General features: G+C 45.0%; 21 protein-coding genes and 1 pseudogene. 2 read left to right on the top strand and 20 right to left on the bottom strand.

Annotated features, from left to right (window positions below; genetic code table 11):
- Positions 1-71: 71 nt before the first annotated feature.
- Both DC345_RS14740 and DC345_RS14735 read left to right on the top strand, forming a co-directional pair.
- A complete protein-coding gene (locus DC345_RS14740; RefSeq protein WP_113053729.1) occupies positions 72-497 on the top strand; it encodes an Rrf2 family transcriptional regulator in 426 nt (141 codons plus the stop codon).
- Positions 498-633: 136 nt separating this feature from the next.
- Positions 634-1,491 carry an SDR family oxidoreductase gene (locus DC345_RS14735; RefSeq protein ID WP_113053728.1) on the top strand — a complete coding sequence of 286 codons (858 nt, stop codon included), beginning with the start codon at positions 634-636 and terminating at the stop codon, positions 1,489-1,491.
- Positions 1,492-1,684: 193 nt separating this feature from the next.
- On the opposite strand, the gene DC345_RS14730 is transcribed toward DC345_RS14735, so the two are convergent.
- The 20 genes and pseudogenes from DC345_RS14730 to DC345_RS14640 all read right to left on the bottom strand — a co-directional run bounded on the left by DC345_RS14730 (position 1,685) and on the right by DC345_RS14640 (position 24,133).
- Complete coding sequence (locus DC345_RS14730) at positions 1,685-2,221, bottom strand: RNA 2'-phosphotransferase (protein WP_113053727.1); 537 nt, start codon at positions 2,219-2,221, stop codon at positions 1,685-1,687.
- Between the two features lie 84 nt (positions 2,222-2,305).
- Positions 2,306-2,749: an Imm48 family immunity protein gene (gene imm48, locus DC345_RS14725; RefSeq protein WP_113053726.1), complete on the bottom strand. Its 444-nt coding sequence runs from the start codon at positions 2,747-2,749 to the stop codon at positions 2,306-2,308.
- A 141-nt stretch (positions 2,750-2,890) separates the two neighbouring features.
- On the bottom strand, positions 2,891-3,793 hold the full coding sequence (locus tag DC345_RS14720; RefSeq protein WP_258530670.1) for a nucleotidyl transferase AbiEii/AbiGii toxin family protein: 903 nt from the start codon (positions 3,791-3,793) through the stop codon (positions 2,891-2,893).
- A gap of 37 nt (positions 3,794-3,830) precedes the next feature.
- Positions 3,831-4,412 (bottom strand): hypothetical protein, encoded by a 582-nt coding sequence (locus DC345_RS14715; RefSeq protein WP_113053725.1) that lies wholly within the window; start codon positions 4,410-4,412, stop codon positions 3,831-3,833.
- A 569-nt stretch (positions 4,413-4,981) separates the two neighbouring features.
- Entirely contained in the window at positions 4,982-5,515 is a 534-nt protein-coding gene (locus DC345_RS14710; RefSeq protein ID WP_181586597.1) for a SecY-interacting protein Syd, read from the bottom strand.
- A 13-nt stretch (positions 5,516-5,528) separates the two neighbouring features.
- Positions 5,529-5,639, bottom strand: a pseudogene (locus tag DC345_RS32440) (hypothetical protein); the annotation flags it as partial.
- 26 nt (positions 5,640-5,665) lie between these two features.
- The gene (locus tag DC345_RS14705; RefSeq protein ID WP_472924293.1) at positions 5,666-6,097 is read right to left on the bottom strand and encodes an RHS repeat-associated core domain-containing protein; all 432 of its coding nucleotides are present in this window, start codon (positions 6,095-6,097) and stop codon (positions 5,666-5,668) included.
- A 303-nt stretch (positions 6,098-6,400) separates the two neighbouring features.
- A complete protein-coding gene (locus DC345_RS14700; RefSeq protein ID WP_113053722.1) occupies positions 6,401-6,904 on the bottom strand; it encodes an SMI1/KNR4 family protein in 504 nt (167 codons plus the stop codon).
- Positions 6,905-6,931: 27 nt separating this feature from the next.
- A complete protein-coding gene (locus DC345_RS32435) occupies positions 6,932-7,237 on the bottom strand; it encodes a hypothetical protein (RefSeq protein ID WP_099859436.1) in 306 nt (101 codons plus the stop codon).
- A 2-nt stretch (positions 7,238-7,239) separates the two neighbouring features.
- Positions 7,240-7,743, bottom strand: coding sequence for an RHS repeat-associated core domain-containing protein (locus tag DC345_RS14690; RefSeq protein ID WP_113053721.1), 504 nt, complete (start codon positions 7,741-7,743; stop codon positions 7,240-7,242).
- Positions 7,698-7,892 (bottom strand): hypothetical protein, encoded by a 195-nt coding sequence (locus DC345_RS14685; protein WP_408892437.1) that lies wholly within the window; start codon positions 7,890-7,892, stop codon positions 7,698-7,700. The genes DC345_RS14690 and DC345_RS14685 overlap by 46 nt, the downstream gene beginning before the upstream one ends.
- A gap of 290 nt (positions 7,893-8,182) precedes the next feature.
- Positions 8,183-8,701, bottom strand: coding sequence for a SecY-interacting protein Syd (locus tag DC345_RS14680; protein ID WP_113053719.1), 519 nt, complete (start codon positions 8,699-8,701; stop codon positions 8,183-8,185).
- An 18-nt stretch (positions 8,702-8,719) separates the two neighbouring features.
- Positions 8,720-16,216: an RHS repeat-associated core domain-containing protein gene (locus DC345_RS14675; RefSeq protein ID WP_258530682.1), complete on the bottom strand. Its 7,497-nt coding sequence runs from the start codon at positions 16,214-16,216 to the stop codon at positions 8,720-8,722.
- Positions 16,217-16,262: 46 nt separating this feature from the next.
- The gene (locus tag DC345_RS14670) at positions 16,263-16,739 is read right to left on the bottom strand and encodes a DUF4280 domain-containing protein (RefSeq protein ID WP_113053717.1); all 477 of its coding nucleotides are present in this window, start codon (positions 16,737-16,739) and stop codon (positions 16,263-16,265) included.
- Complete coding sequence (locus tag DC345_RS14665) at positions 16,736-17,272, bottom strand: hypothetical protein (protein ID WP_113053716.1); 537 nt, start codon at positions 17,270-17,272, stop codon at positions 16,736-16,738. Before DC345_RS14665 ends, DC345_RS14670 begins: the two co-directional genes overlap by 4 nt.
- Positions 17,273-17,316: 44 nt before the next feature.
- Positions 17,317-18,450: a pentapeptide repeat-containing protein gene (locus DC345_RS14660; protein WP_113053715.1), complete on the bottom strand. Its 1,134-nt coding sequence runs from the start codon at positions 18,448-18,450 to the stop codon at positions 17,317-17,319.
- A gap of 47 nt (positions 18,451-18,497) precedes the next feature.
- Complete coding sequence (locus DC345_RS14655) at positions 18,498-20,024, bottom strand: contractile injection system protein, VgrG/Pvc8 family (RefSeq protein ID WP_113053714.1); 1,527 nt, start codon at positions 20,022-20,024, stop codon at positions 18,498-18,500.
- On the bottom strand, positions 20,021-20,647 hold the full coding sequence (locus tag DC345_RS14650) for a hypothetical protein (RefSeq protein WP_113053713.1): 627 nt from the start codon (positions 20,645-20,647) through the stop codon (positions 20,021-20,023). The genes DC345_RS14655 and DC345_RS14650 overlap by 4 nt, the downstream gene beginning before the upstream one ends.
- 27 nt (positions 20,648-20,674) lie before the next feature.
- On the bottom strand, positions 20,675-21,451 hold the full coding sequence (locus DC345_RS14645; protein WP_113053712.1) for a DNA and RNA helicase: 777 nt from the start codon (positions 21,449-21,451) through the stop codon (positions 20,675-20,677).
- Between the two features lie 36 nt (positions 21,452-21,487).
- The gene (locus tag DC345_RS14640; protein WP_113053711.1) at positions 21,488-24,133 is read right to left on the bottom strand and encodes an acetate and sugar kinases/Hsc70/actin family protein; all 2,646 of its coding nucleotides are present in this window, start codon (positions 24,131-24,133) and stop codon (positions 21,488-21,490) included.
- Positions 24,134-24,148 lie beyond the last annotated feature (15 nt).

Below are 24,148 nucleotides of genomic sequence, written 5' to 3'. Positions count from 1 at the left end.
GCTAATTCGAAATTTATAATTGACATCGCGTTCATTTGTAACTATTATAGTTACAACGGTGGTGATCATGCATGAAACAAATCAGCAGTCGCTTTTCCATTGCGGTTCATACGCTGTCCCTGATCGCTGTTGTGCCCAATGAGTGCACGGGAGATTTTATCGCCAAAAGCGTGAATACCAATCCCGTCATTATTCGGCGCATTATGTCCAAGCTGAAACAGGCCGGCCTGATTGAGGTCAGACCTGGTGTCGGCGGTGCTTCTTTGTTGAAGGACCCAGCGGACATTACCCTTTTGGATATCTATCATGCACTTGAGGTTGTGGAGGATGGCGAGCTGTTTAACTTTCACAAGCATCCAAACCCAAATTGTCCGGTTGGCAGCATGATCGAACAAACCTTGCGCGCCGAACTCATTGAGGCTCAGCTAGCTATGGAGCAGCGTTTGAAACGTGTAACGATACAACAGATGATGGATCAGGTTCACGTCTCTGAATAAAAAAAGCTCATTACGAGCTTTTTTTAAACCTTTCGTTGTAATCACACCTGTTATAACAAATACGATTACATCTATTCATGTAGTTGACATTCACTTTTGTGTCGACACAAAATATACCTTATAGGAGGAAAATACAATGAAAATTTTAGTTACTGGAGCAACAGGTCATTTAGGTTCACTGGCCGTAGAAGCACTGTTAAAAACGGTATCTGCTGGGGATTTGGCTGTAAGTGTACGCAACCCGGAGAAAGCGGAAGCATTGCGCGCTCAAGGTGTTGACGTTCGTCAAGGTGATTTCGATCAACCGGAAACGCTGGAAAAAGCATTTGCAGGCGTGGATCGGCTGCTGCTGATCTCCACAGACGGTGACAATGAAACACGTATTCGCCAACATCAAGCTGCCGTGGACGCTGCCAAAAAGGCAGGCGTTGGATTCATCGCTTATACCAGCGTTGTGAATGCGGAGAAAAACACCCTTTCCTTGGCTGAAGTACATCGTGCCACAGAACAGGCTATCCGCGAATCCGGCATTCCTTATTCCTTCCTGCGCAACAACTGGTACCTGGAAAATGAAGCAGGCAGCGTTCAAGCAGCTTCCCAGGGCGCACCTTGGGTGCATGCAACTAACGCCAGCCAAGTGGGCTGGGCTACTCGCAGTGATTATGCGCATGCTGCCGCTGTAGTACTGACAGGTGAGGGACATGAGAATTCAGTATATGAGTTGTCTGGTAAACTTCGTACCCAAGCTGAGCTTGCAGCCATCGTTGGGGAAGTGCTTGGACAGGACATCGACGTGCAAAACGTAGACGATGCCGCGTATGCGGACATCATGAAAGGTGCAGGTCTGCCTGACTTTGTAGTCTCCATGCTCGTTGATATGCAAAGTGCTATCCGTGAAGGCGCTCTGGCTGTAGAGAGCGATACACTAGAGAAATTGCTTGGCCGTCCGGCTCAACCATTGAGCGAGGGTGTTAAAGCGATTTTGGGCAAGTAAGTTTAAATAGAAGAGAATAGAATGGATATCAAAAAGGGACACACCAACGAATGTTGGATGTGTCCCTTTTAGTGTTATAAAACAATCTTTAAAACGATATAGCAGTTAATCGGATAACTGTACATTGAACCGGTCCGATTGCGACTTGAATTCTCGATTTAGATATCGGTATTCTCCATAACCGTTACATCGATCATTGCTCGATATATCGTGCCGGAATGTGATCGGCCAGCCAAATATTTTCGTTTCCATGATAGAAAAGAATTCCGTCCTTAGCCGCTTGAGCCGCGTTAATCTTCAGTATTACTGGCTGATCATCACGTCTTCGTCCCACCTGATTGGCGGTATCCATATCTGCGGACAGATGAACATACTGCCTCTGCCGAGGCTGCAAACCTTGCTCCATAATGGAAGCAACCGACCGCAATGGCGTGCCATGATAGAGTATCTCCTGTGGATCGGCAGGTGTTTTGGATATCTTTTGCGGAGTCGAATGACCATATAATGCGCGGATGCGGCCAGAACGGATTTCATGTCTCTTTTTCTCCGAAGCTTGAATCATCTGCTCCAGATCCGCTTCCGTGACGTCCTTCCACTGTGGACTCTCATGTAAAGCCACCAGCAATTGCGGAATCTCCACCCATCCCTCTTCGTCCAGCTCCAGCTCATACTCCCATGGGGCGTGACGCAAGGCGTAGGAAAGTTCCTTGCTTAATTTCATCAGATCCATTGCGATCATCTCCCAATTAAGTTAACAATTCATTAGACATATACTGTCTGTACCACTACATGAAAGGGTGAACGCTCTGCTTCTTCAATTTCTTTCCGGTTGTACCGCCGCCAAAATCTCCTGAATGTTGCGACCCAACCCTTCATCGTCTTCCTGGTTAAATTGACGGTGTCCATCAATCCCACGATGAATAATCGTGTTCATCACGGGGTGCACCTCACGGTCTGAAGCCACCCGGATCAGATCATCGGCAAAATCCACAGCCTGCTGCTCACTATAGTTAAACGGTTTAATCAGCATCCGGATACTCAGTGCATGAGCCTGCGGCTCCGCAAGTTGATCCCGATGGGTAATGCCATATACAGCCCCAAAACCGAAAGCAGCCATCACCTGACGCTCCAGCTCTGTTGTCTGTTCCAAAGGCGTACCGATCAGTTCACAAATTTTGTCCACCATCTGCTCCAGCTCTGAAGCAGCCGCAGCCAAAATTACGTCGTTAATATCGTCAGCGTTGATAAAATCAGTCATATTGTAATTCTCCATTTCTGAGCCATATTGGATCCATTCTCTCAGACTCTATGAGAACATTGTATCGGAGATAGGGTGTTCCTTTCAAATTCATCTACGGTTAAACAAACAATGATTAAGCTTACTTGTAAATGAGAAGCTCTATTTGTGCGTAGTACAACTTGGTAAATGATCATACGCGTAACTATTAATCCCGGCGTGATTCATCGTTTTGCGGAGCTCCGAAACAAACTCCATAAAGTACACTTCAGGACTGCGACTTCCTGCATAATATTGCAGGTCGTAATCGTAGTTTAACCTCGAATACACATCATGCAGATCGTTAACCAGCACCTTTTTCATATCCTCTCTTGTAATTGCTGGGTCTATATTGCACTCGTTGACCAGGGTCTGTAGTGTCTCCTGCAGAGCCTGTTGATCGTATGACGGGTTAGACAACAGATGCTGCAAATCATACAAGTCTTTGAATCGGGGCCTCACTATCGTTTGATGCAGCTTCCAAGCGATTTGAATGGAGAGTGGCACGGTGTGAGGTACGACAAAAGCTTCTCCAACCATAGGTTGGTACGATAGAGCAATAGACTTCTCATTCAATTCGAGGTTAAAGGATATATCAAGATGCAGCTCATCCTCATCTTCATACTCATTTTCTCTCCTTGATTCACTATCAATATAAAAGGCAAGCTCCGTGTTCACCGTTGGAAAATCATCCGCCATCGCGTAGTCAATTCTGCGCCAGAAGGCATTCTCACTAAAGCTTCGGAATACGATACCGTCATTCAGGTCCATCTCCGTTACCCGGATCATCCAGTCTGTAAATATTTCATTGGCCTGGTCCTCGGTCTCAATTCGACCTAAATACAAAAAGTCGATATCATCAACATAACGAACATTGGGATTCTCCAAATACTGTCTTGTCAGCAAACTTCCTTTTAATACAAATGGGCTATTTACTAGAGAGGCACGCTTCAATAGAGCTTCTAACACAACAATGAATCTTTCATCCTCATTCAAGCTATGTAATTGCACATTTTTTCCAGACACCTGTTCTCCTCCTCTATTCATCGTACTCAACATTCGGTTAGATCCATCCACGATCCAGTTCTTCCCAACTGTCATAGATGCACAGTTCATATTGCTGTTTTATCAGTTCGATTTTGTTCTGCTGTAAGATATTATGTATCTTCTCTACTCTGCTGTAGAATTTTTCAGAACTATTATATTCTCTGACCGTAACAAATCTAATTTTCCCATTTGCATTCAGCGAGTTCCTAGAAATATGCCCACCATCGCCTTCACATAGCTCCTTTAATCTTTCTACATCATCCACCTGTACTTTGCCATGCCATTCAAAATACGGGGTAGAATGCGCAACTATTCGCTGATGAAAATACTTCTCTTCCTTCGCTGGAACCTCTACCTTTGTTCGTACAACTGTAAAGCCGTTACCTTGGTACCTTGTGACCATCTGTTTAATAATGCTGTTCACTTCATCAAAATCAGTACTATGTATTAAGCCTGTAATCATCGGCTGATGGATGTATTCACCCTGATCCAGCACGATCATAACCGGTTTAACTTGCTCCACCTGACACTGTTCAATAAAGCTTTCCTTCTCTTCAAACGTTAAATCATTCACTGTAATATGAAACTCAAATTCCATTTGCTCACTCCCTGTCATTTCTCTATGATGCTATATGTAATCGTTATTTGTCATCGAAGTTTCTGAATAACCTTCTAAATTATTCATCGGTTTCCTGTTTTATATTGTTCAGCTATTTTCACAATCTTAATTATATTAAGTCATCACAACATAGAACTTCGTGTATTCTTTATTAAAATGTTGGCACTCCGTAATATAGAATTTCGCAGACAAAAACTAACTTGTTAAACATATAAATATATCTTTTTATCATCCCCCTAATCTTAGATTCAGGTAAGCTACTGTACACGGTTATATGATAATAGCCATTATTGACACTGCAGATAGTAATGTCCCGTGAGTCCGTTTTGCATTTCTCCCTTATATTAGAAACGGCTTGCTGTGTTCCTCTCTTACGGACAGCATGTTCCCAAAGGCATCACACATATACGCGTTCAGAATCTGGCTATATTGTCCCGTCAGGAGGATTACGTCACCATGGATTTACTTTTTCTTATTTGTCCAGAATAGAAAAAGAAAGAACTTAAGAAGTATTATTAATCTACTCCTTAAGTTCATACTAAATATTATTAATTACCAAAACACAAATTTAAAATTAATTCATCTAATCTTAAACCTAAAGATTCAAACCTTCCTGCTTCAAAGTCCTCTAAACACACTTCTCCTGAGATATTATTCAGCACAACTATTAGACCATTAGATTCTATCCCCATGGGAATATAATTATTTTCACCATTATGTTCCTCTATATAGTTTGAAAGTCTTTGTAAAAAGGTTTCCGGTTCACTCTCCGGGATGACAGGATTAAGATTTATATTATACTCCTTAATCCAACCTGCCATTTGAAAGAAATAATACGAGTTATAATATTGCTCTACTGATTCAGTAAATCTTATATTAAATTTTTGTTCAATAGAATGGAAACTTGTAATATCATCTTTTTTGGTTGGCAGCCAGCTAATATAGCCTTCTTTATCTTTTTCACCAACATACAACCTCTGTCCTTCTTCTCCCAACCAAGAGGTTTGAGGCAAAGTTCCATTAAACTCTTTCCAAGTAGTGATATACCTGTCAAAATAGTTTTCCATTGATCTGATAATCATGTTTTCAGTCCACCTACTTAATAAATTTTTGTAATAGTTCAGCATACATAGAATCGTTCCCCCAAATACCAAGTTTCTTCTCCACATTGTGTATCCCCCCTGAACCAGGGTGTATTGGAGTAGGAACAGGTACAGCCTGTCCTCCACCACCTACGTGAACCGAGCTATCAGCGGGTTATAGAACCGGGCGCGCAGATAGTAATGTCCCGTCAGCGCATCCTGCATTTCTCCCGCATAACGGAACGGATTGACACGTTGCTCTCTTGCAGACAATGTGTTCCCGAAGGCATCGTAGGTATACGCGTTCAGGATCTTGCCCTCTTGTCCGGTATGGTGGGTTACGTCACCGTGAATATTATTCACATAATAAGCCACATCGCCCTGATCATCCAGTTGTGTTAGCCATTCATGACCGCGTACATAAGATGCCTGCACTCGCTCCGTTTCATCCAACTCATTGACGACATGCCAGCCGTCATGCACGAAGTAGCTTACACTTCCGTTCGTATCCAGTCTGCTTCGCAAACCTTCCGGGTCGTAACCATGCTGTACAACACCGCCATCTGTTTGCTCGACTCGAATGGTACGGTTGAATGCATCATAAGTGTAGGTTATTCGTCTGTCTACAGCATCACCGAATTGAAATCAGTTCTGAACCACAGATTATAAAACAGGCCTATTCCTAATAGGAATAGACCTTCGATATAATAAAGTGATTGCTTGAGCAATTAAAATTTCGAGCACATTTTGCGCTTCATACTACAATCAAGTATCGACTCAATGTACTTTCTGAACGGAAGATATATTAACTATCTCTTCCTATATAAAAATCTAAAGCAGACAAACAATACAAGTGATAATTATAAACCGTACCACGTTACAACTCTATTCATTCGTTAGATTATCATATGCGTCTCCTAATGGTTCAAAATCATCTTCATCCCAAAACCATGTAGTCCCTTGCCCCTTCGTTTCAACAAGATTACTTAGTAATTCTGTAAAGCTATTAGAAATGATCGCACAACTTCCTGCAACAGCATGTGTATCCCAGTGACTATCGTAGCATCTCCCTAATCTACCTTTATGAAGATCCATTGTAAGAAAATCTCCATTACGATCATCAGCTATAATGTACCAATTAGAAGAAATATCATATTCGCACAACTCATTAACTATGACCGGGTTTGCCAAAACAAATTTTTCTGGAGAAACAATATCAACTCCAAAATCTTTCTCTTCAAACAGTTTTATCCCTCCACATATTTGATAAAACTCTTTCACATCTTCAGGAAGTATATGGTTCTCACTGAGTCTAGGTAAACCTATAGGAGGAGAAATCATACAATCATCGAATTGTTCAATTTGTTTAACAATAGTTTTTATTTTCATTTATTATTCTCCTTTGTGATTGTATTTTCACCTATAAATTAGATCCCTTATTTGATTTGAAAATTCCATTTTCTGAGTCCTACTCGTTACCCCCGACGAAGGTAAATTGTACAAAAATTGATTCAACGTTCTGTAATATTCTCTACGTGCAGAATCGGGAGTTTTAGAAGCATTAAACATATCTTCAGAAAGTTTTTGAATTTGTTGTGGAGACATCTTAGTCCATTCGATCTTAGCCCCAACTGGTCTACCGTAATTCTCTCGACTCCATTCTCTAAAAATCTCTTTGGTCAGCTTATGGTTGTCTACACTTAAAGCTACTGTAGGAGACACGTTTACAAATGTAGTATATCCCGGTACATTTTGTTTAGCCCATTCATTACACCATGATGATTTTCAAGCCCATATTTCCCAGTTGTCAGTCTATAGGGTACCACATCATACTCTTTAACAACTTTATCTTTTGGAATAGTACAGGTTTCACCCTTAACCTCACACATATACCCACTCGGGTCTACATATCGGATTGGGTTGTTAGCGACATACGCATATAGATTCAATTCATCGCCACGGTACGTGTCTTCCTGCGTGAACCGAGCAATCAGTGGGTTATAAAACCGGGCGCGCAGATAGTAATGTCCCGTCAGCGCATCCTGCATTTCTCCCGCATAACGGAACGGATTGACACGTTGCTCTCTTGCAGACAATGTGTTCCCGAAAGCATCATAGGTGTACGCGTTCAGGATCTGACCCTCTTGTCCGGTCAGGTGGGTTACGTCACCGTGGATATTATTTACATAATAAGCCACATCCCCTGATCGTCCAGTTGTGTTAGCCACTCATGACCGCGTATATAAGATGCCTGCACTCGCTCCGTTTCGTCCAACTCATTTACGATATGCCAGCCGTCATGCACGAAGTGGCTTACACTTCCGTTCGTATCCAGTCTGCTTCGCAAGCCTTCCGGGTCGTACCCGTGCTGTAACACATCGCCATCTGCTTGCTCAACTCGAATCGTCCGATTAAACGCATCATAAGTGTAGTTATTCGTCTGTCTACAGCATCACCGAATTGGGTTCAGTTCTGAACCACAGATTATAAAACAGGCCTATCCCTAATAGGAATAGACCTTCTACATAATAAAGTGATTGCTTGAGCAATTAAAATTTTGAGCACATTTTTCGCTTCATACTACAATCCGTCATAAGCAATAAGACAATTATAAACCTTCTCCTATAAAATTTAATCTAAGTATCCGTAATTCCCAAGAAAATCAAACTACATCTCTTTAATTAATGCTGCCAAGTTTTCAGCTATTTTTTCGTATGTCCCTCTTTCATGATCCTCAATTAATACTTCGCCTGTTTCATTATCTACCAAAATAATAAAGCCATCCGATTCAAATCCAATAGGGATATATTTTGGTTGATTCCCATGACTGTGATAATATTCTTTTAAGTTACGATAAAAATCTCTTAAACCCATTCCTGGTACAACGGGTTCCAGTATGACACTGTAATCTTCATACCTTCCGGTTAATTCAAGAAACCAATACGAATTAAAATATTCTTTGATATCAGGATGCAACTCAATATTATACTCATCCCTAATTTCACTGAATTCATAGATCTCAACTTTTGGAATCGCCTTCCATTGAACATAATTTTCGTTGTTAATTTCTCCTACATACATAAACGAAGGCACTTCCTCATCCCAGCTAATCATAGGGAAAGAATTTTTATACTCCCTCCACCTCGCATATTTTCTTTTGAAATAGTCTTCTAATTCTTGTTTCATATCATATTATCTCCTTTATCATTTAATGAACTGCCCCAAGAGCCTTGCATTTTCAGCATCCGTATCCCATATCCCATATTGTTTTTCAATATTATGAATTCCTCCAGACCCAGGATGCAGAGGCTGAGGTAATCCAAATGCTTGACCTCCACCTCCTATATGATGATGAACTAATTTTTTCCCTTTTAAACCTGGGATATCATATTGAGGAAATACATCTCTAAAAGTAACATCATTAACTGGAGCTTTTAAACCATCAGGGTTTCTACCAAAAATAACATCTGTATTAAATTCACTGAATGCCTCTGGGTATCTTCCATGTATTTCACGCCAGTAATAGTCACTATTTCTTAACCAGCCTTCGGAATTAGTTTTGGAATGACTTCCTTTGCCTTCAAAAGGCATTTCTACAATTAATCTTGGGTCAGCTAAATATATTTCATCCATCCCACTTAAATTTTTTCCTCTATAACCTCTGATAGGATAGTTTTCTGTAAATACTTTACCTGTCCCCCCAGAAGGAGTAGCATAAGTATCACCCTTTACCTCACACATATGCCCACTCGGGTCTACGTATCGGATCGGGTTGTTGGCGACATACGCATACAGATTCAATCCATCGCCACGGTAGGTGTCTTCCTGCGTGAACCGCGCGATCAGCGGGTTATAAAACCGAGCGCGTAGATAGTAATGTCCTGTCAGGGCGTCCTGCATTTCTCCCGCATAACGGAATGGATTCACACGTTGCTCTCTTGCAGACAATGTGTTCCCGAAGGCATCATAGGTGTACGCGTTTAGGATCTGGCCCTCTTGCCCGGTCAGGTGGGTTACGTCACCGTGAATATTATTTACATAATAAGCCACATCGCCCTGATCGTCCAGTTGTGTTAGCCACTCATGACCGCGTATATAAGATGCCTGCACTCGCTCCGTTTCGTCCAACTCATTGACGACATGCCAGCCGTCATGCACGAAGTGGCTTACACTTCCGTTCGTATCCAGTCTGCTTCGCAAGCCTTCCGGGTCATAGCCGTGCTGTACCACACCGCCATCTGCTTGCTCGACTCGAATCGTCCGGTTGAATGCATCATAGGCGTAGCTTGTGGTCTTCTCCCCTTGATGCTCCTGAATCAGATTGCCTTGCGCATCGTAAGCGTAACGGATGTTTTTCACGCTTGCATGCTCATTCGATCTACCTTGCTCCCCGTCCCCCTCCTGCAATGCTTCCTCAATCAGGCTGAGCAGACGGTTCCTTGTATCATACGTATAGCTTGTCCGTTGTCCGTTCCAGACACGAGAAATTCGGTTGCCTGCGGCGTCATAGGCCAGTTGCTCCGTGCCATATCCGGCATACCGGGCTTCAACCAATCGATCCAGTGCATCATAGCGATACTCGGCCTGCTCCTGCGTTCCATAACAGCCAACCGTATTCCCGCTTTGGTCATACGCATATCGGTTGTCGAGCAATACTGTTCCATCCGCTGCGCGGGTGTGGAGCCGCGATACCTGTCCATCCGGCGTGTATTCATATGCGGTCTGCACACCGTTGCCGTATAGCATGGACGCGATTCGGTTGCCCGCTGCATAAGTGTACTGAGCCAGATCTTTCTCACCTTGCCGGATGGCAACAACCCGCCCCACCGGATCATATGCGTATTCGACGCACGTTCCGCCAGCATCCGTGCGAGCCACCGTTTGGCCTTCTGCATCATATTCGTAGCGCAGCACTGGACGCGGAGCCGTGTCCTTCGCCTGTTTCGTCAGGCCATCCATTCGGCTCAGATATTTGGCCGTTAGCAAACCGTCTTCGTTATAGTCGTAGTCATAACGCACCTCGTTATTCGCGGACGAGATCAGCTGGCCGTCTTCGCGGTAGGTGTATGTTTCTTCCTCACCGCTGGACAACTCCCGTCTGCGAACGAGTTGGTCATTGAAATTGTAGACCATGTCCAGTACTCGCTGGTTCCGGTCCTGCTGCCGGGCCAGGCGGCCTTCCCGGTCATACTGATACGTAATTGGCAAGCCGTCTGGACCTGTAATCGCGGACACTTCACCAAGGGAATTATACGCATACTGAGTCGCATGTCCCTTCGCATCCGTAGAACGAGTCAGATTACCCGCCACGTCATAGTCATAGTGCTCCGTTGTGCCGTCCGGCCGTGTCAGTGCCGTAATGTTGCCCCATCCGTCCAGTGTACGGCGCGTCATCCGGCCTTCTCCATCCCGAATCCCTACGACATGCCCTGCGGCATCGTACTCGTATTCCTGTCGCAAGCCATTGCCCCACACTTGACGCACCTGGCCAGCCAAAGTATAAGCATATCTCGTTTCGACGCCGTTCTCTGTGACAGCTTCCTGCTCCCCGTACCGGTTAAAAGCATGCTGCTGAATGATCTCGCCCAACGGATTGCGAATTTCGATCAGGCGGTTCAGCACGTCATACGTGTATTCCATTCCTGCCCCATCGTCACGGGCTGCATCGTACAGGCCAGGGGACACTTTTTTCGCCACTTTCCCTTCGGGATTGTAGAAAAGACGGTTGACTCCGCCGCCCTTGCCCACAAAACGGATCGGCCGATTCCGAACATCGTATGCATACTGTATCCTATGCCCCAGCGTATCCGTTTCTTCTGTCACGTTGCCGCTACGGTCGTACTTCAGGTACATGGAACTGGCTTTTGCTCCCGCATGCTCCCGGCGGCTGATCTGTACGATCCGATCAGTGCTATCATAGCTAATCTCCGTTTCGTACCCTTCGGGCGAACGGATGTAGGTCATGTTCCCGTTACGATCATACCCATATTTGGTCTCTGCGGTGACCGTTCCCTGGCGCTCATCACGCAGGTCTTCCCCGTCAAGCACGTCTAGCTGGCGCAATAGCCTGCCCGCTTTGTCATATTCGTAGCGGATGTGCCGCTCCTTGCCTTCACTCAGCTTGTAACGTTCGGAAGTCCGCTGATTCAGACAATCGTATGTATATCGAATGTCTGCTCCCGTGTCGTCCGTGATGCGAGTCACGCGGTGATTACGATCATAAGCGTACGTAATACCGTGATACGTCGCCGGATATCCCTCCCGTGTCACGAATTCCGACGTTCGCTCTTCCTTCACCAGGTTGCCGGCAAGGTCATAATCGTAACGGGACAAGCGGTACAATACGTGCCCGTTAACCTTCGACTCACTTTCAGAGGAAATCCCTTCCTGAACAGGTTCCCGCTTTTCGATTAACCATCCTGCCGTATTGTATCCATACAACGTGCCGAACCGTTCGGCATCTTGGCCACCACTGTCCACCGCTTTGCCGTCCATTTCTTTGACGACCCGCCCGGCTGCATCATATGCGTAACGCCGTTCGATATGCCCTTCTGCATTGGTCACCTGAACCAGACGATCCATGGCATCATAGTCGTATTCTGTCCCCGGTCCATCATCCGTCTTCAGATCGTATTGCTCTGGACCGATGGACTTCACGAGATTACCGGCGGCATTATATTTAAATCGTTGAATCCCTCCATCAGGCAGTATGGTCTGAATGCGGTTGCCGCGATGATCATATACATGCTCCGTGCCTTGACCATCATCCAGTACCGGATCATATTGGTTCGGCTCCACCTCTTTCAGTACATGGTCATACATGTCATAGTGGTACCTTCGGGTTTGATGAAGCGGATCGGTGATCCGGATCAGGTGATCCAACGCATCATAGCGGTACTCCGTTCCTTTGCCGTTATCGATTCGTTCCACGTAATCATTCGGCTGCACCTGCTTGATCATATTGCCCATTTTGTCGTAGAACATCAGCGTGGTATTGCCTTCGGCATCCACAATCCGGGTTCTTTTATTGAGATGGTTATACTCAAATTCAACGGATCCATACACCGTCGTTATACGGATAACCCGAGCCGCATCGTCGAATTCGTAACGGTATTCTTGGCCTTCAGCATCTCTGACATACGATGGTGAATTCGAATGAACAACTTCATAGGCATATGTGGTTACATGACCAAGCGCATCCTGACGGGTGAGAGTCCTACCCTGTACATCATAGGTATAGGCAGTGACCGCCCGACGCTCGGCATCGATCGCTTGTATCTCTTCCAGCACGCGTCCGAACGTGTCATAGGCATATGTCTTTTCCACGATGTTATTGACCGATACGGAGATGCGGTTGAGTTGTTCATCATAGACTTGGCTATGCTGTGTACCATCCGCTGCAATCTCCGTAAGCAATTGCCCATGGATGTCATATTTCCAGCGAGTAGTCCGGCCACCTGTATCCGTATGTGCACACTTGAATTGATACGTATCATACTCGAAGGATTCCCGTGTCCCATCCTGATAGACGATATCGGTTACAAGGTAATCTGTATTATAGCGATACGTCTCCACGACATTCGTCGCATGGAAAGTAAATGTCGTTTCAGAATCAGCATCATTATAATGGATATCGGTCATTTGATCGTAAGCATCCCTTTGCCGGATTACTCTGCCAGCAGCATCATAGATGTTAGTCACATAGGTATTTCCGTTCTGGTCCGTTATGCTCTCAAGATAGCCTTGCTCCGTATACGTATATTGAATGTTCCCCTGGTTGGGATAGGTTACCTGCATGAGGAGGTCGCCGTCATATTCATAAATCACGGATCTGCCAATATTGTCGGTCATCCGTATTAACAAGCCATCCCGGCACTCCATCAAGACAGTCTTTCCGCCCGGTGCAATCAGACGGCTAATACCGTTATCGTTATACTCCAGTCGCGTCCGATTCCCTGACCGATCCGCAACGCTGCTCAAACGCCCTTTCTCGTCATACTCGTACGTTATCCTGTCAGGGCCGATGAGTACATACCCCGATGCATCCTCATATTCGATCAGGCGATAGTCCTGCTTACCTCCAATCGCATTGACCCAATTGCCCTCATGAAACATAAACCTCTCGTAATGGCTATCCGGACAAATGATGTAAATCCGATTTCCCTCTCGCTTGAGGTAGGATTCATATGTAAAAATAAACCCTCGGCCCGTCAGTCCCCTGACTGGATAAAGTGAATTATAGTTCCGTACCATTTCGATCGGAGAACCAATATCGAGCACGATCATGTCTTTGGCAAAATAATGAAATCCACCTCTCGTGACGTCCACGGGATCACCAGTCTTAACCATGGTAGCAAGGCTGGCAACCGACACTTTCTTTAACGTATCCCATGTCAGGGAATGGTTGACGTTCCCGTTTCGCCATAAATCCTCCGCCATGGCTCCCCCCATGCCGCCTGCTACGGAGGAAACATAATCGGTTAGTCTGTTTTTGCCTGTAAAAGAGAAAAGCCCCCCCACTACATTAGCCGCCAAATTCGACGTGAGGCTTGTGCTTCCCGTGTTCATCATGTCCTGCGTCATGCCGCTGATTGTACCGCCTGCTACCGCTCGGCCATAGATATTGGCAAAATTGCTGAACCCGGTACCGCATTTAATACCAGACATGAATTTACCCATCATGGCACCACTCAAAAATCCGTTCTGAAAGCTCTTCATATAGTGGCCGATTAACGTCTCTCCTGGTTGTAACGCAGGGTCGAAGATTGCAGTGATCGCAACGTTCACTCCTCCACCAATGGATGGAAGAATTAGCGCTGAAGCTCCGCCACCAGTCAATACGGAGAGTCCCCCAACAGAGACAATGACCGATCCATATTTGACCATATCGTACAGTTCGGCATTGCCACCCAACACCGTATCCCGCATAAAATTGTGCGACTGAGACAAGTCGCCTACCCTGGCCTTGGCTATATCCTGGCTGCCTTCTGCCATCTCGCTGGCTGCCACCACCATTGTGGTGGTACCCGCAACCAAAGTTGCTCCCGCGGCAATAACCAGAGGTGTTGCTGCCCCACCCGTAAGAACGACCGCCGCAACGCCTACGGCAGCTGCGCCGATCAGCATGGCGATTTTGCCAAAGCCGATTTTGCTTTTGCCCGCCTCCATTTTGTCAACCAGTGCCTGTCGATATGCAAGAGCATTTCCGTTGATCTCTTTCATCAAATTTTCATCTTGCGCAAGGAGCTCAGAATCGTCAAACGGATCTGCCGGCGGCTTGCCTGGAGTCCCTTCATAATATATGGTAGCTGCCTGTATATCCGTAAGATCAGCGATATAAATATATTGATCCAGATTGATGCCTTCCATTGGGCTTCTCGAGATGGCCACCATCTCGCCTGCAGTCATTTCAATTTGTTTCGGAGCAGGCATGTCCCCTTTAACGTCGATCAGGAAATCTTCTATAGCAGCAATGGATATATCCGTATTCGCCAAAATTTCGATCGAACCGTCTCCGGCCAGTTTCAATTTGACGGTTTCTGCTGCATCTGCGGCAAATACAATATCTTCACCCGTCAGCTTCATCTCCTGATCCGAATTGTTCGTTAATGACTTGATGGCAGGATTGGACGACTTTTGGCTGTATTTGCTCTGCTCGACTCCTCGGCGGACCGAACTCGTCGCGATAGCGCTTTTCTCGGATGGGCTGGGAAAATGTAACTTCACTGGCGATCCCGGCTTGGGCATCATGTACGCACTCTGGTTATCCATACCTGTCGAAAATGGGAACCAACAGGCGTTATCCGTTTGGGCTTCCTTATCAATATCCAGATGCAATTGGACCTTATTGCGGGATATTTTCGTGATCTTACCTTCAAGCGATAAACCTTGTATGCCATAAGGCAGGATTTTGGTCAATTTGGCCTCGGCTTCGGATAATAGCGTGTAGGTATGAATTAGTTCACCGTGGGCCACCGTGGATTCAATCTCATAAACGACAAAAGGCCGTCGCTGAATCTCCATTTGGTTTCCAAGCCGGTACACCTGCCTGCTCTGAATATGATAGCGAATCTCCTGTGTTTCCCGATGCGGAACAAAACGAGACTGCATCGTATACGCCTCAAAGGCCAGCTCGTTCTTCGCCATTTCTTGCGGGATCCCAAGGGCTATGGCAGGCGCATCATCAACTATGGGCACGATTACCGTACCCAAGCGGGAAGCAAGGCGAAGAATGAACTCCCAGTCTGTTTCCTGATATTGCAGCAACATTTGCCCCGTTACTGTAGCCGGTAATGCATTGATTAAGGAAGCACCTGCATATGGATCTATCACCTTATGGATGACCTCGGAGTAAGTCTTTTGCTGATTTTGATACGAACGCTTCCTCCATTCAATATCCATCATGTACGTATGTGATACTGCCACCAATTCCAAATAAAAAATGCCTTGAACATGCTCGACCACCGCCTGTTGAACCATTCCGGCAAACAGGCACGTTTTCTTTTCCCGACCATCTTCAGATGCTATGTATGCCTTCACTTTGTCGTCTGTAGTAAGCTCATGAGCACTGTCGCTTCCCTTCTCATGTAGGACAGCCCTGATCCGCAAGTAAGAATGTTCATTCATTCGATGCATGATCTGTATATCTTCAATTCTGACCAAGTTACAAGGTATTTCAATAATCATACCTGCATGAACCATTTCCACAATTATTTCTCCTCCTTCCTATGACCATCACGGAATCCGACTACTCTCTCTGACCGTTATGAACTATCGTGATATCCCCACGCCCGCAAATACAAAAGTTTTTGCAGGTGTTAAGCAAAGCATCTCCAGTACTCACCTTGACGTCATCTTTGCCGTCCAACCACGGAGCAATAATTTGAGGCGTACACACGGCCACACACTCAGGTGGCGGCAGTTCTTCCAACGGAATATCCTCTTCTTTAGTAAAAAGGGAATTAAACCAACCAATGTCCTGCTTAGGAGGTTGGACCGCATCTACGATTGCCTTCATCTCAGCCTGTACTGCCGGATTGCTAAGGCTTGTACACAAGCCAAACGGTCGGATATTGGTCATCGAAAGGAAATCATTCACGTTTAATTGCGGTTGCTCATGAATGTAATCACCATGACTGGCAGGGATCACCAATCTCGCCGGTCGTGTCCCGAATGTGCATTGGGCATAAGCCCCATGTACCACATAACTTTTGTCATCACTCATATTTCCTCTTCCTCCTTCCACTCCAGCGGTTCGAGCGATATCCCCCACAAATCTCGCCGCAGTATGCTTTCAGCAATGTCCAAATTAATGACCAGCCGCTGATCGTCAATGCCTGCAATGCGAAACATGGCATGTCCTTCGGCCTTCTTCCGGTCAATGATTATTCGGCTCGGCCTCCCCCAAGGATCATATTCCGTTAGATCAGACAAACATTCCAATCGATCTACCAGCAGCAACCAATAGGTTTGTTGCATTTCTTCCGCAGGATGGGCAAGCACCACACATTTGAAGAGAGCATCGTCATCGTACATTTCAACGACCTTTTTTAAAGGGTCGGACATGAGAACAACCGGACGGTCAATCAAATCCGGAATAATCTTGTCCTTTCCTTCGACATACACAACGGTGAAATCTTTGATCTCCTGGGCGCGGTCTTTCGAAACCTCCAACGTTCTATAGGCAGATCTTAAACCATCAAACATGATCATATGTTCATCAAGGAGCCGATCCTGCGTCATGATAAAATAATCCATTTATATCCTCCTCCCGCATTATGCTATCCATCCGCCGTTTTCGTTTAGGAGTAAATTTTCAATCCTTCGCGCTGTTCTGAACTTAATTTTATTATTTTAAGATCCTTTTCAAGAAAATGAGCCCCATCTAGGCGACACTGCACAAAGTTTGTTCCTTCGAAAACAGCCCCTCTGAAGTCGGCTCCTCTCAGATCAGCATTCACGAATACGGCATTGGTCAAATCCGCTCCTTCAAACCGTGTGGGGCTGAACGCCGGAATATGAAATTCTTCACAGGTTGGTGTGACATAACTTGCCTGAACTTCCTCGAACTGTGCCCCGGATAGGTCAGCCCCACCGAAATCCGCCCCATGAATGAGGCTATGCCCAAAATTGGCGTGGGACAGTTTCGCATTTCGAAAATCGGCTCCAATCAGTGGGCAACCGACGAGTAAACTGCCGATCAAATTCGTATGAGTAAAGTAGGCATAACAGAGATTCACTAACTTGAAGTACATATCGCTCAAATCGATATTTCTGAAGTTGCCATGCACATACTCATCCAGCTCGTTAGGGATAAGCTTTTGCCTAATATCTTCCGTAACGGGAACGCAAGCATTGTATTTATATATCAATTCATTGAAATCCCTGTGCTCACCTGACCGGATGTACAGTTCTTCTTCCTTATCCAACTGCAGGAATGTCTCTTGCTCTACAGCAACCTTCATGACTTGCCTGAACAGATTGGTAATATAGTGCATATAGAGCGAAGCTTCCTGTCTCATCAGAAGAAGCAAGTCTGCGTCCAGTATTTTGCCGATGTATTTTTTGCTCTCCTGCAAAGTCAACTCATTGAATTTCATTAAGTATCTGAACGCCCAACTTGCATCATATTCGATGAAGCACTCCAATGGATCGGCATAGAGCGCTTGGTCATACCAGTAGATCCTGCACCGAAAATCCTGCCTAATAATGCGATTTCTGAAAAATGTGATATGAATGTGTCCGATCTTTCCTTTACGTCCCAGCCTTTGCATTTCCAATGCTTTGGAGCAACCCTCTGTAAACATGTGCAAAGCATGCTTATGCAACTCCTCCAGATGTACTTCCAAGCTCTGATGCAAATCGCCAATACAATTTGCTCTGAATGGCGGAACCCATTGCTGGTGAAGTTCATTCAAAGCTTCCGTCCGTTTCATGACATCCAACACCTCCTTGCCAACAATAAAGATGGTCAATTTCAAGCCTAGCTATTGGTGAACACCTCTGTGCCAGCCATTGTTGCGTTACCCGACTCATCCAGCGTGATTTTACCGCCTTTGTCGCTACTAATTACAATTTGGTCCTGGGCCGTCAAAAGCAGTGTCTTTTCAGCACGAATACGAACGTTTTCCTGTGAATGAAGAGAGACTTCCTTTTGTCCCATAATGGTTACTGCACCGTTAGCCTCCAACATAATAATGGATTGACCGTTGTTAGCAGATATTTGAACATTATCTGGCGTGAGCTTAACTTCCATTCCTGCAGGATTGCGGAAATAACGTACGTTCGGATCGGACATGCGATCACCGGAGGAAGAAGCACTTGATCCGCCACTGCTTCCAGCGGCAAGCATCGCCCCGCCCTGGTTCCCGGTGCCTACAGCAACCGGCTGAGACAGTGCCGTTTCCTCCGAATAGGTATTAACAGAGCTGATGGCATAAGCTTCGGTTTCTCGGGAGCTCGGAAAATGCACCCGGACACTATCCCCCTTCTCTGGCATGCAGTACCATCCACTACCATCTTCTGAAGCGTAAGAAGTAGCATACGGGAAAGAATAGGCCGTACTCTCTTGACCTTGTCCATCAATCTCCAAATGTACTTTGACAGTGTCACGTTGAATGGCAAGAACACGTCCTCCAATGGAAGCGCCGCGCATACTGTCATTGTAGAGAGCAGCTTTATTCATACCTTTGCGGCTCGTTATTGTATAACGGTGCACAAGGAGACCTTTTTCCATGCTAGATGTACATCTTTGAATGCAATAAGGGCGCCCCTTGAACCGGATCACATCACCCAGATTCAAGACGCGATGCGTTGTCACTTCATAATGCACAAAATCGGATTCATGGACGGGGGACTGGCTGTTTCGGGATTGATACAGGTAGGAGGATAGATCTTTTTTGACGACATAGTTATAATTCTCTAGATGCTCATCCGTGTCATCGTCGGGCACACCGAAGTAAATCTTCACGCTGTCCAGATGTGCTGCCGGTAATAGAACCGTATTCATACGGGCAGCCATCCGTTTCAGGAAAGTCCAGTCTGTTTCATAATATTGAAGAACAAACTTGCCGATGCTATCATCACGTCCGACAGCGTATATGACGTCATATCCTTTATGGCTTTTTCCGACTTCTTTAGCCAACGCATTATAATTAAGTGAAGGATTCTGAAATGAACGAGTATTGCGTTTGAGATCGAGCATGTACGAATACGTATGGGCTTCTGCTTGTAAATAGTAAACATCCTGTACCTTGCGCATTTCCAACATGGTGATTAATCCACAGAACAACTTTTTGGTATTACCATTTGACATGACCTGCAACACATTCACCGGAGTAAGAGATTGCACAGTCTGCATATACTCATCATGTTGCTCTTTAGTGATCGTTCCGGATAGCGATATCTTGCCATGCTCGTTCACCATTTGTTCGATCGAGAACTGTTCCAATCTTATCTGGTCAAACGGAGTGATTTTTATGTTTTCGTAAGTCAAAGCTTCTGAGCTCATAAATCTGTCACCTCCAGCGAAGATATCATTCCTGTAATCACCGGTTTCCAATGACTCCATCGTTCCAAATTACCGTTTACATTAAAAATGAGCTGATAATCGCCTTTTTCTATAAAAGCTTGATAGTTGAATATGTGCCCATTGGCCACGGAACTGTTAAACACACAATACCTGGTTTGCAAGGCACACGGAACAACATTCCCCTCCTCCATCCAATTCATGCCCAGTTCCATGGATCGAAACTGTTGCTGCATAATCTCTTTGAATTGCCCCATCGACATGGCTTCTACAGGTTTGATCCATTGCATCATCAAGTTCATTTCAAGCTTCTCGTTACTGTAGACCAGATGTTCTGACGTCCCCAAGGTCTGCACGAATTCTTGAGGCAATCTCATGCAAATGCCCGTGCGCATAAGGCTTGTTTTATCAAAAGATACCTCCGTTCCTTCCACTATGAGCGTCCCTTTTAGAATACCTTCCATAATTTCTTGCGGGGATGGAGTTTCCTCCAGTTCAGGATGCTCTCTCAAGTTCTGGTGAATCGTATTACCTTGTTTTTTCTCCCGCTCTTCCAGTCTTCGCTGCTTTTCAAGCTTGGCTATCTCCTCATCCAGATAAGACAAAACCTCCGCCTCCCTTCCGTAAGTAAATCAATCTACAATCATTCTTCCTTTGCGGCCATTGGCCCATGGCACTGCCGTCTTCGTATTACGACCTGACTCATCCAATATCATGGACAGTTGCCTATGCAGCTGAACATTCGAATAATCCTCGCAATTCATTCCGGTTTTGAGATAGATATACTGCTCAACTACTTGACGGGATACCCTTTCCGAATTCAAGCAGGTGAACGAAAAAACATGATCCTGGACATCTCCTGAACGAAATTGCAACATCTCATAGGCAAAAAAACGCAGGATATCCGGTCTCAGCGTAGGTGTTGAAATTGCGGAGTAAGGAGCATGTAGATCGCACCATGTATTAAATTCGGTATTCATATCCGCAAAATCTTGATAATCAGATCGAAGAACAGCACCCGGCTTTAACTTGAATCTTCCCAATTCCACCTCATCAAGCCCCAATGACTCTTCGCCCTCCAATACAATTTCGGCATGATGTGCCGTAAAATCGGGCCTTCGGGTCGGTTCAAGAAAAATCATTTTCAATACGGCCACCCGGCCAGTAGCCATATATGGAACCGAAAAATCATCTTCAAGCAAGTAAAGGCGCCCGGCATGTTTGAGTACACCTTTACCCACAATAAGAACCTGATCTTCCACGCTTACCTTTAATCCTGTCAATATCCCATCCGAATAATCTTCGAATCGAACATCTAGAAAATTCCGTGGAAAATCCCTAAGATTCTCTAACATTTCGGTACGTAGAATGCGCCCCTTCTCAAATCGTGGAACGATGTGTACCAGCATAGCCCTCCCCCTCTCTCTTTGCTTCAAACAAGCAAATCACTTTGTGCCATCGAAGAAATCAAGTTCGGATGATTCCAGTTCAAAGGGAAAAAACTTTTTGGGACCTAAGTAGAGCTGCTCTTCATTCCGTGATACGGGGACGACGACAAATCCCCAATGCTGTTCCCCGGCAAAGACAAAAAACCTGGTTTCGCCATTACGAATCGAGTCGGTGTCGTCTTGCAGGATAAACCTTCCGAACTTCACTGCGATCTCTTCATAAGACTTGATCTCATATGCGGCTGGTTGATTGTGATATACATAGCGTCCCCGTTGTTTTCCATCGATTGAAGTAAGATAAAATTCGATCTCTGAAGCATGAGAAGGGCGGGATATGAATCCGGATATTTTCTTTTCATTCAAGCCTTCAATGAGATTCTTCTCCGATCCCGAGTGAGTTAAGGAACTGATCGTATACGGAATTACTGGAGATTGATGCGTAATCTGTGGATCAATCATCCCCATCTTTTTGGAATTCAGATAGCGAATAGCTCCCTTAAGACATGCCATTTTTAATTCTGGTGTTTTCTGGCTTACTTCAGCCTTTTGCTTAAATTCAATGCTTTTCCCCGGGACGAATTCCTTTAGCGCCTCGCGAAACAGATCAATACGGCAAGACTGCCCTGTAAGTTTGATAATCGAGTAATCTTGCAAGCGTCCATTATGATAGAATTCATCCAGAAATTTGCGAACAATATTATAGATATCCGCTTTAAGCAATTGATGAATCTCCCTAATATTGAACACAACTCCTGGAAGATGATGCTCATCCCTGAAACGGCCATTTTCAACAACAGATATCAGCCATCGATCCATTACCTCGATATTTAGATCCGTTTCTGTAGCGGTGCCACGCTCCGCTTCAAATTTGCTGCGCAATATGCCTGTTCGATGAAAAAATTCCTTTTTCATGTTTTCTGCAGCACCCCACAGAAGGTGGAAGTTATTCAATACCCTCTGATATTCTTCACGTGTCGCGCTCTCATAGTTCTTAAATGCGGTCGGCAGAATTTGTCCAGCCTCTAAATACCGTTTTTCCAATCTTTCGTAAACCGCATCTACTCCAAATTCATCAACATGTCGATACAAATCTCCTCCAGGTATGCTGATTAATGTATCAATATCCGTATCGGAGTAACGTCCATCGGTTGCATAATAATCTGCAAACACAACTTTCATGAATTGCATGATTCGGTAAGTTAGATTATTACCTCCAAAGTTCATATCCCCGTTTTCAAAGTTTGTATGGATATCGAGTTTGTAGGCTATCCTCCCATCCTCAATCCGAAAGCGGCACGAAGATAGATCCGTTGTTCCTCCCCCACAATCCATGACAAGCGCCTGATATTCTTCACCGTCTGCAAAAGCTCCTCGATCCATCTGATCAGCCAGTGTATTATATAGAACAGCCAGACCTTCATCCAAAACCTGATCTTCAACGATTTTGTAATCGGGAAGAACATGTTTGAACATCTCAATGAACTGAACCTGAAGTTTGGCCGGAGCGGTAAAATGAAGATTCTTGAATCGGCATTTGAATTGCTGTTCTGCTGTACCTATCACATAACGGAGGAAGCCTCCGAGAATTTCACTACGATCAACAACGGCTGTATTCCCTACAGAATCAATGATCTCTTCTTTGGCTTCATAGTTATTGATCCACCTTTTTATCCCCCTGAAGACACTCGCCCGCGTTCCTCCAAATTCATGATCTCCTAGTGCTTCTTCACCATAAGAATAGACAACATGTTGCGAACTGGAGCAATCCACAATACGAACTGCCGTTGGTAACACTTCTGTCCACTCCTGTCCCTTTCGCTGTGGAAACGAAACATAGTTGATTGAATTGATTTGGACTGAAGAATGAACGCCTCTCTCCGGCTTCGAAACATATTCATCATCTAAGTATGCTCCAGCTGTTGTATTGGATGTCCCAAAATCAATCGCAAGTACCGCCTGTGTCGTTTCCGTATCCCTTATGACTAATTCGGAGACGGGAACACAGGCAGCCTGAAATTTCAATGGAAGCATGGGCCGATCATTGTAATATGCATGATAGAAATAATCTGAATCCTGTTTTTTTAAGAACAACAAACGATAGTCCCGATTGGATGTTTCCCTTAGATCTGTATCTTCATCGCGCGATAGATAGAAGCATCCTTGGCGATTCTCATCTTTGAGAATATTCATGATGCCGCACAGCTGCCCACTCCCGTTTACCAATAAAACATTGGAATTATTGAGCCACACTTCATCGGATTGGATCAGATAACGATCATTCTGGCCCGTTCGCACGCCCTGATATAAAGTAATTCTGGCGGGAACACGAATCGTCGCTTCCTTCGGCCGTTGGTCCTTCCAATATTGCTGCAGAATGGTTTCGATTCTTTCGAAACCGCCATCGTGATGACGTGTAATTAAAAAGTGTTCCTCGTCACTCCTGAATTTTAAAATTAGACTAATGAGTGAATTCCGATCCAGACGGTTGGCCAAACCTTCTACAAGACGCTGCTTATGACATATTTCTTTTAACTGGAAAGTTGTCATTTGTTCAAGCTCCACTCTTGCATATCTGGTCGCGAATGGACTGCCTTTATCATCTGTGTCCGGTTGATGCAGCCTATACTTATAAGGTCCGTTCATCATTCACGTTTCCTT

Source organism: Paenibacillus taichungensis (assembly GCF_003287275.1).
Taxonomy (GTDB): Bacteria; Bacillota; Bacilli; order Paenibacillales; family Paenibacillaceae; genus Paenibacillus; species Paenibacillus taichungensis_A.
Note: the sequence above shows the minus strand (reverse complement) of the source record. Positions and strands in the feature narration are given on the sequence as shown.

Excerpts from the sequence above, each read along its gene's own strand:
- DC345_RS14740 (WP_113053729.1), top strand. The coding sequence starts at position 72 with ATGAAACAAATCAGCAGTCGCTTTTCCATTGCGGTTCATACGCTGTCC.
- DC345_RS14735 (WP_113053728.1), top strand. The coding sequence starts at position 634 with ATGAAAATTTTAGTTACTGGAGCAACAGGTCATTTAGGTTCACTGGCC.
- DC345_RS14730 (WP_113053727.1), bottom strand. The coding sequence starts at position 2,221 with ATGGATCTGATGAAATTAAGCAAGGAACTTTCCTACGCCTTGCGTCAC.
- imm48 (WP_113053726.1), bottom strand. The coding sequence starts at position 2,749 with ATGACTGATTTTATCAACGCTGACGATATTAACGACGTAATTTTGGCT.
- DC345_RS14715 (WP_113053725.1), bottom strand. The coding sequence starts at position 4,412 with ATGGAATTTGAGTTTCATATTACAGTGAATGATTTAACGTTTGAAGAG.
- DC345_RS14710 (WP_181586597.1), bottom strand. The coding sequence starts at position 5,515 with ATGATTATCAGATCAATGGAAAACTATTTTGACAGGTATATCACTACT.
- DC345_RS14700 (WP_113053722.1), bottom strand. The coding sequence starts at position 6,904 with ATGAAAATAAAAACTATTGTTAAACAAATTGAACAATTCGATGATTGT.
- DC345_RS14680 (WP_113053719.1), bottom strand. The coding sequence starts at position 8,701 with ATGAAACAAGAATTAGAAGACTATTTCAAAAGAAAATATGCGAGGTGG.
- DC345_RS14675 (WP_258530682.1), bottom strand. The coding sequence starts at position 16,216 with ATGGTTCATGCAGGTATGATTATTGAAATACCTTGTAACTTGGTCAGA.
- DC345_RS14670 (WP_113053717.1), bottom strand. The coding sequence starts at position 16,739 with ATGAGTGATGACAAAAGTTATGTGGTACATGGGGCTTATGCCCAATGC.
- DC345_RS14665 (WP_113053716.1), bottom strand. The coding sequence starts at position 17,272 with ATGGATTATTTTATCATGACGCAGGATCGGCTCCTTGATGAACATATG.
- DC345_RS14660 (WP_113053715.1), bottom strand. The coding sequence starts at position 18,450 with ATGAAACGGACGGAAGCTTTGAATGAACTTCACCAGCAATGGGTTCCG.
- DC345_RS14655 (WP_113053714.1), bottom strand. The coding sequence starts at position 20,024 with ATGAGCTCAGAAGCTTTGACTTACGAAAACATAAAAATCACTCCGTTT.
- DC345_RS14645 (WP_113053712.1), bottom strand. The coding sequence starts at position 21,451 with ATGCTGGTACACATCGTTCCACGATTTGAGAAGGGGCGCATTCTACGT.
- DC345_RS14640 (WP_113053711.1), bottom strand. The coding sequence starts at position 24,133 with ATGAACGGACCTTATAAGTATAGGCTGCATCAACCGGACACAGATGAT.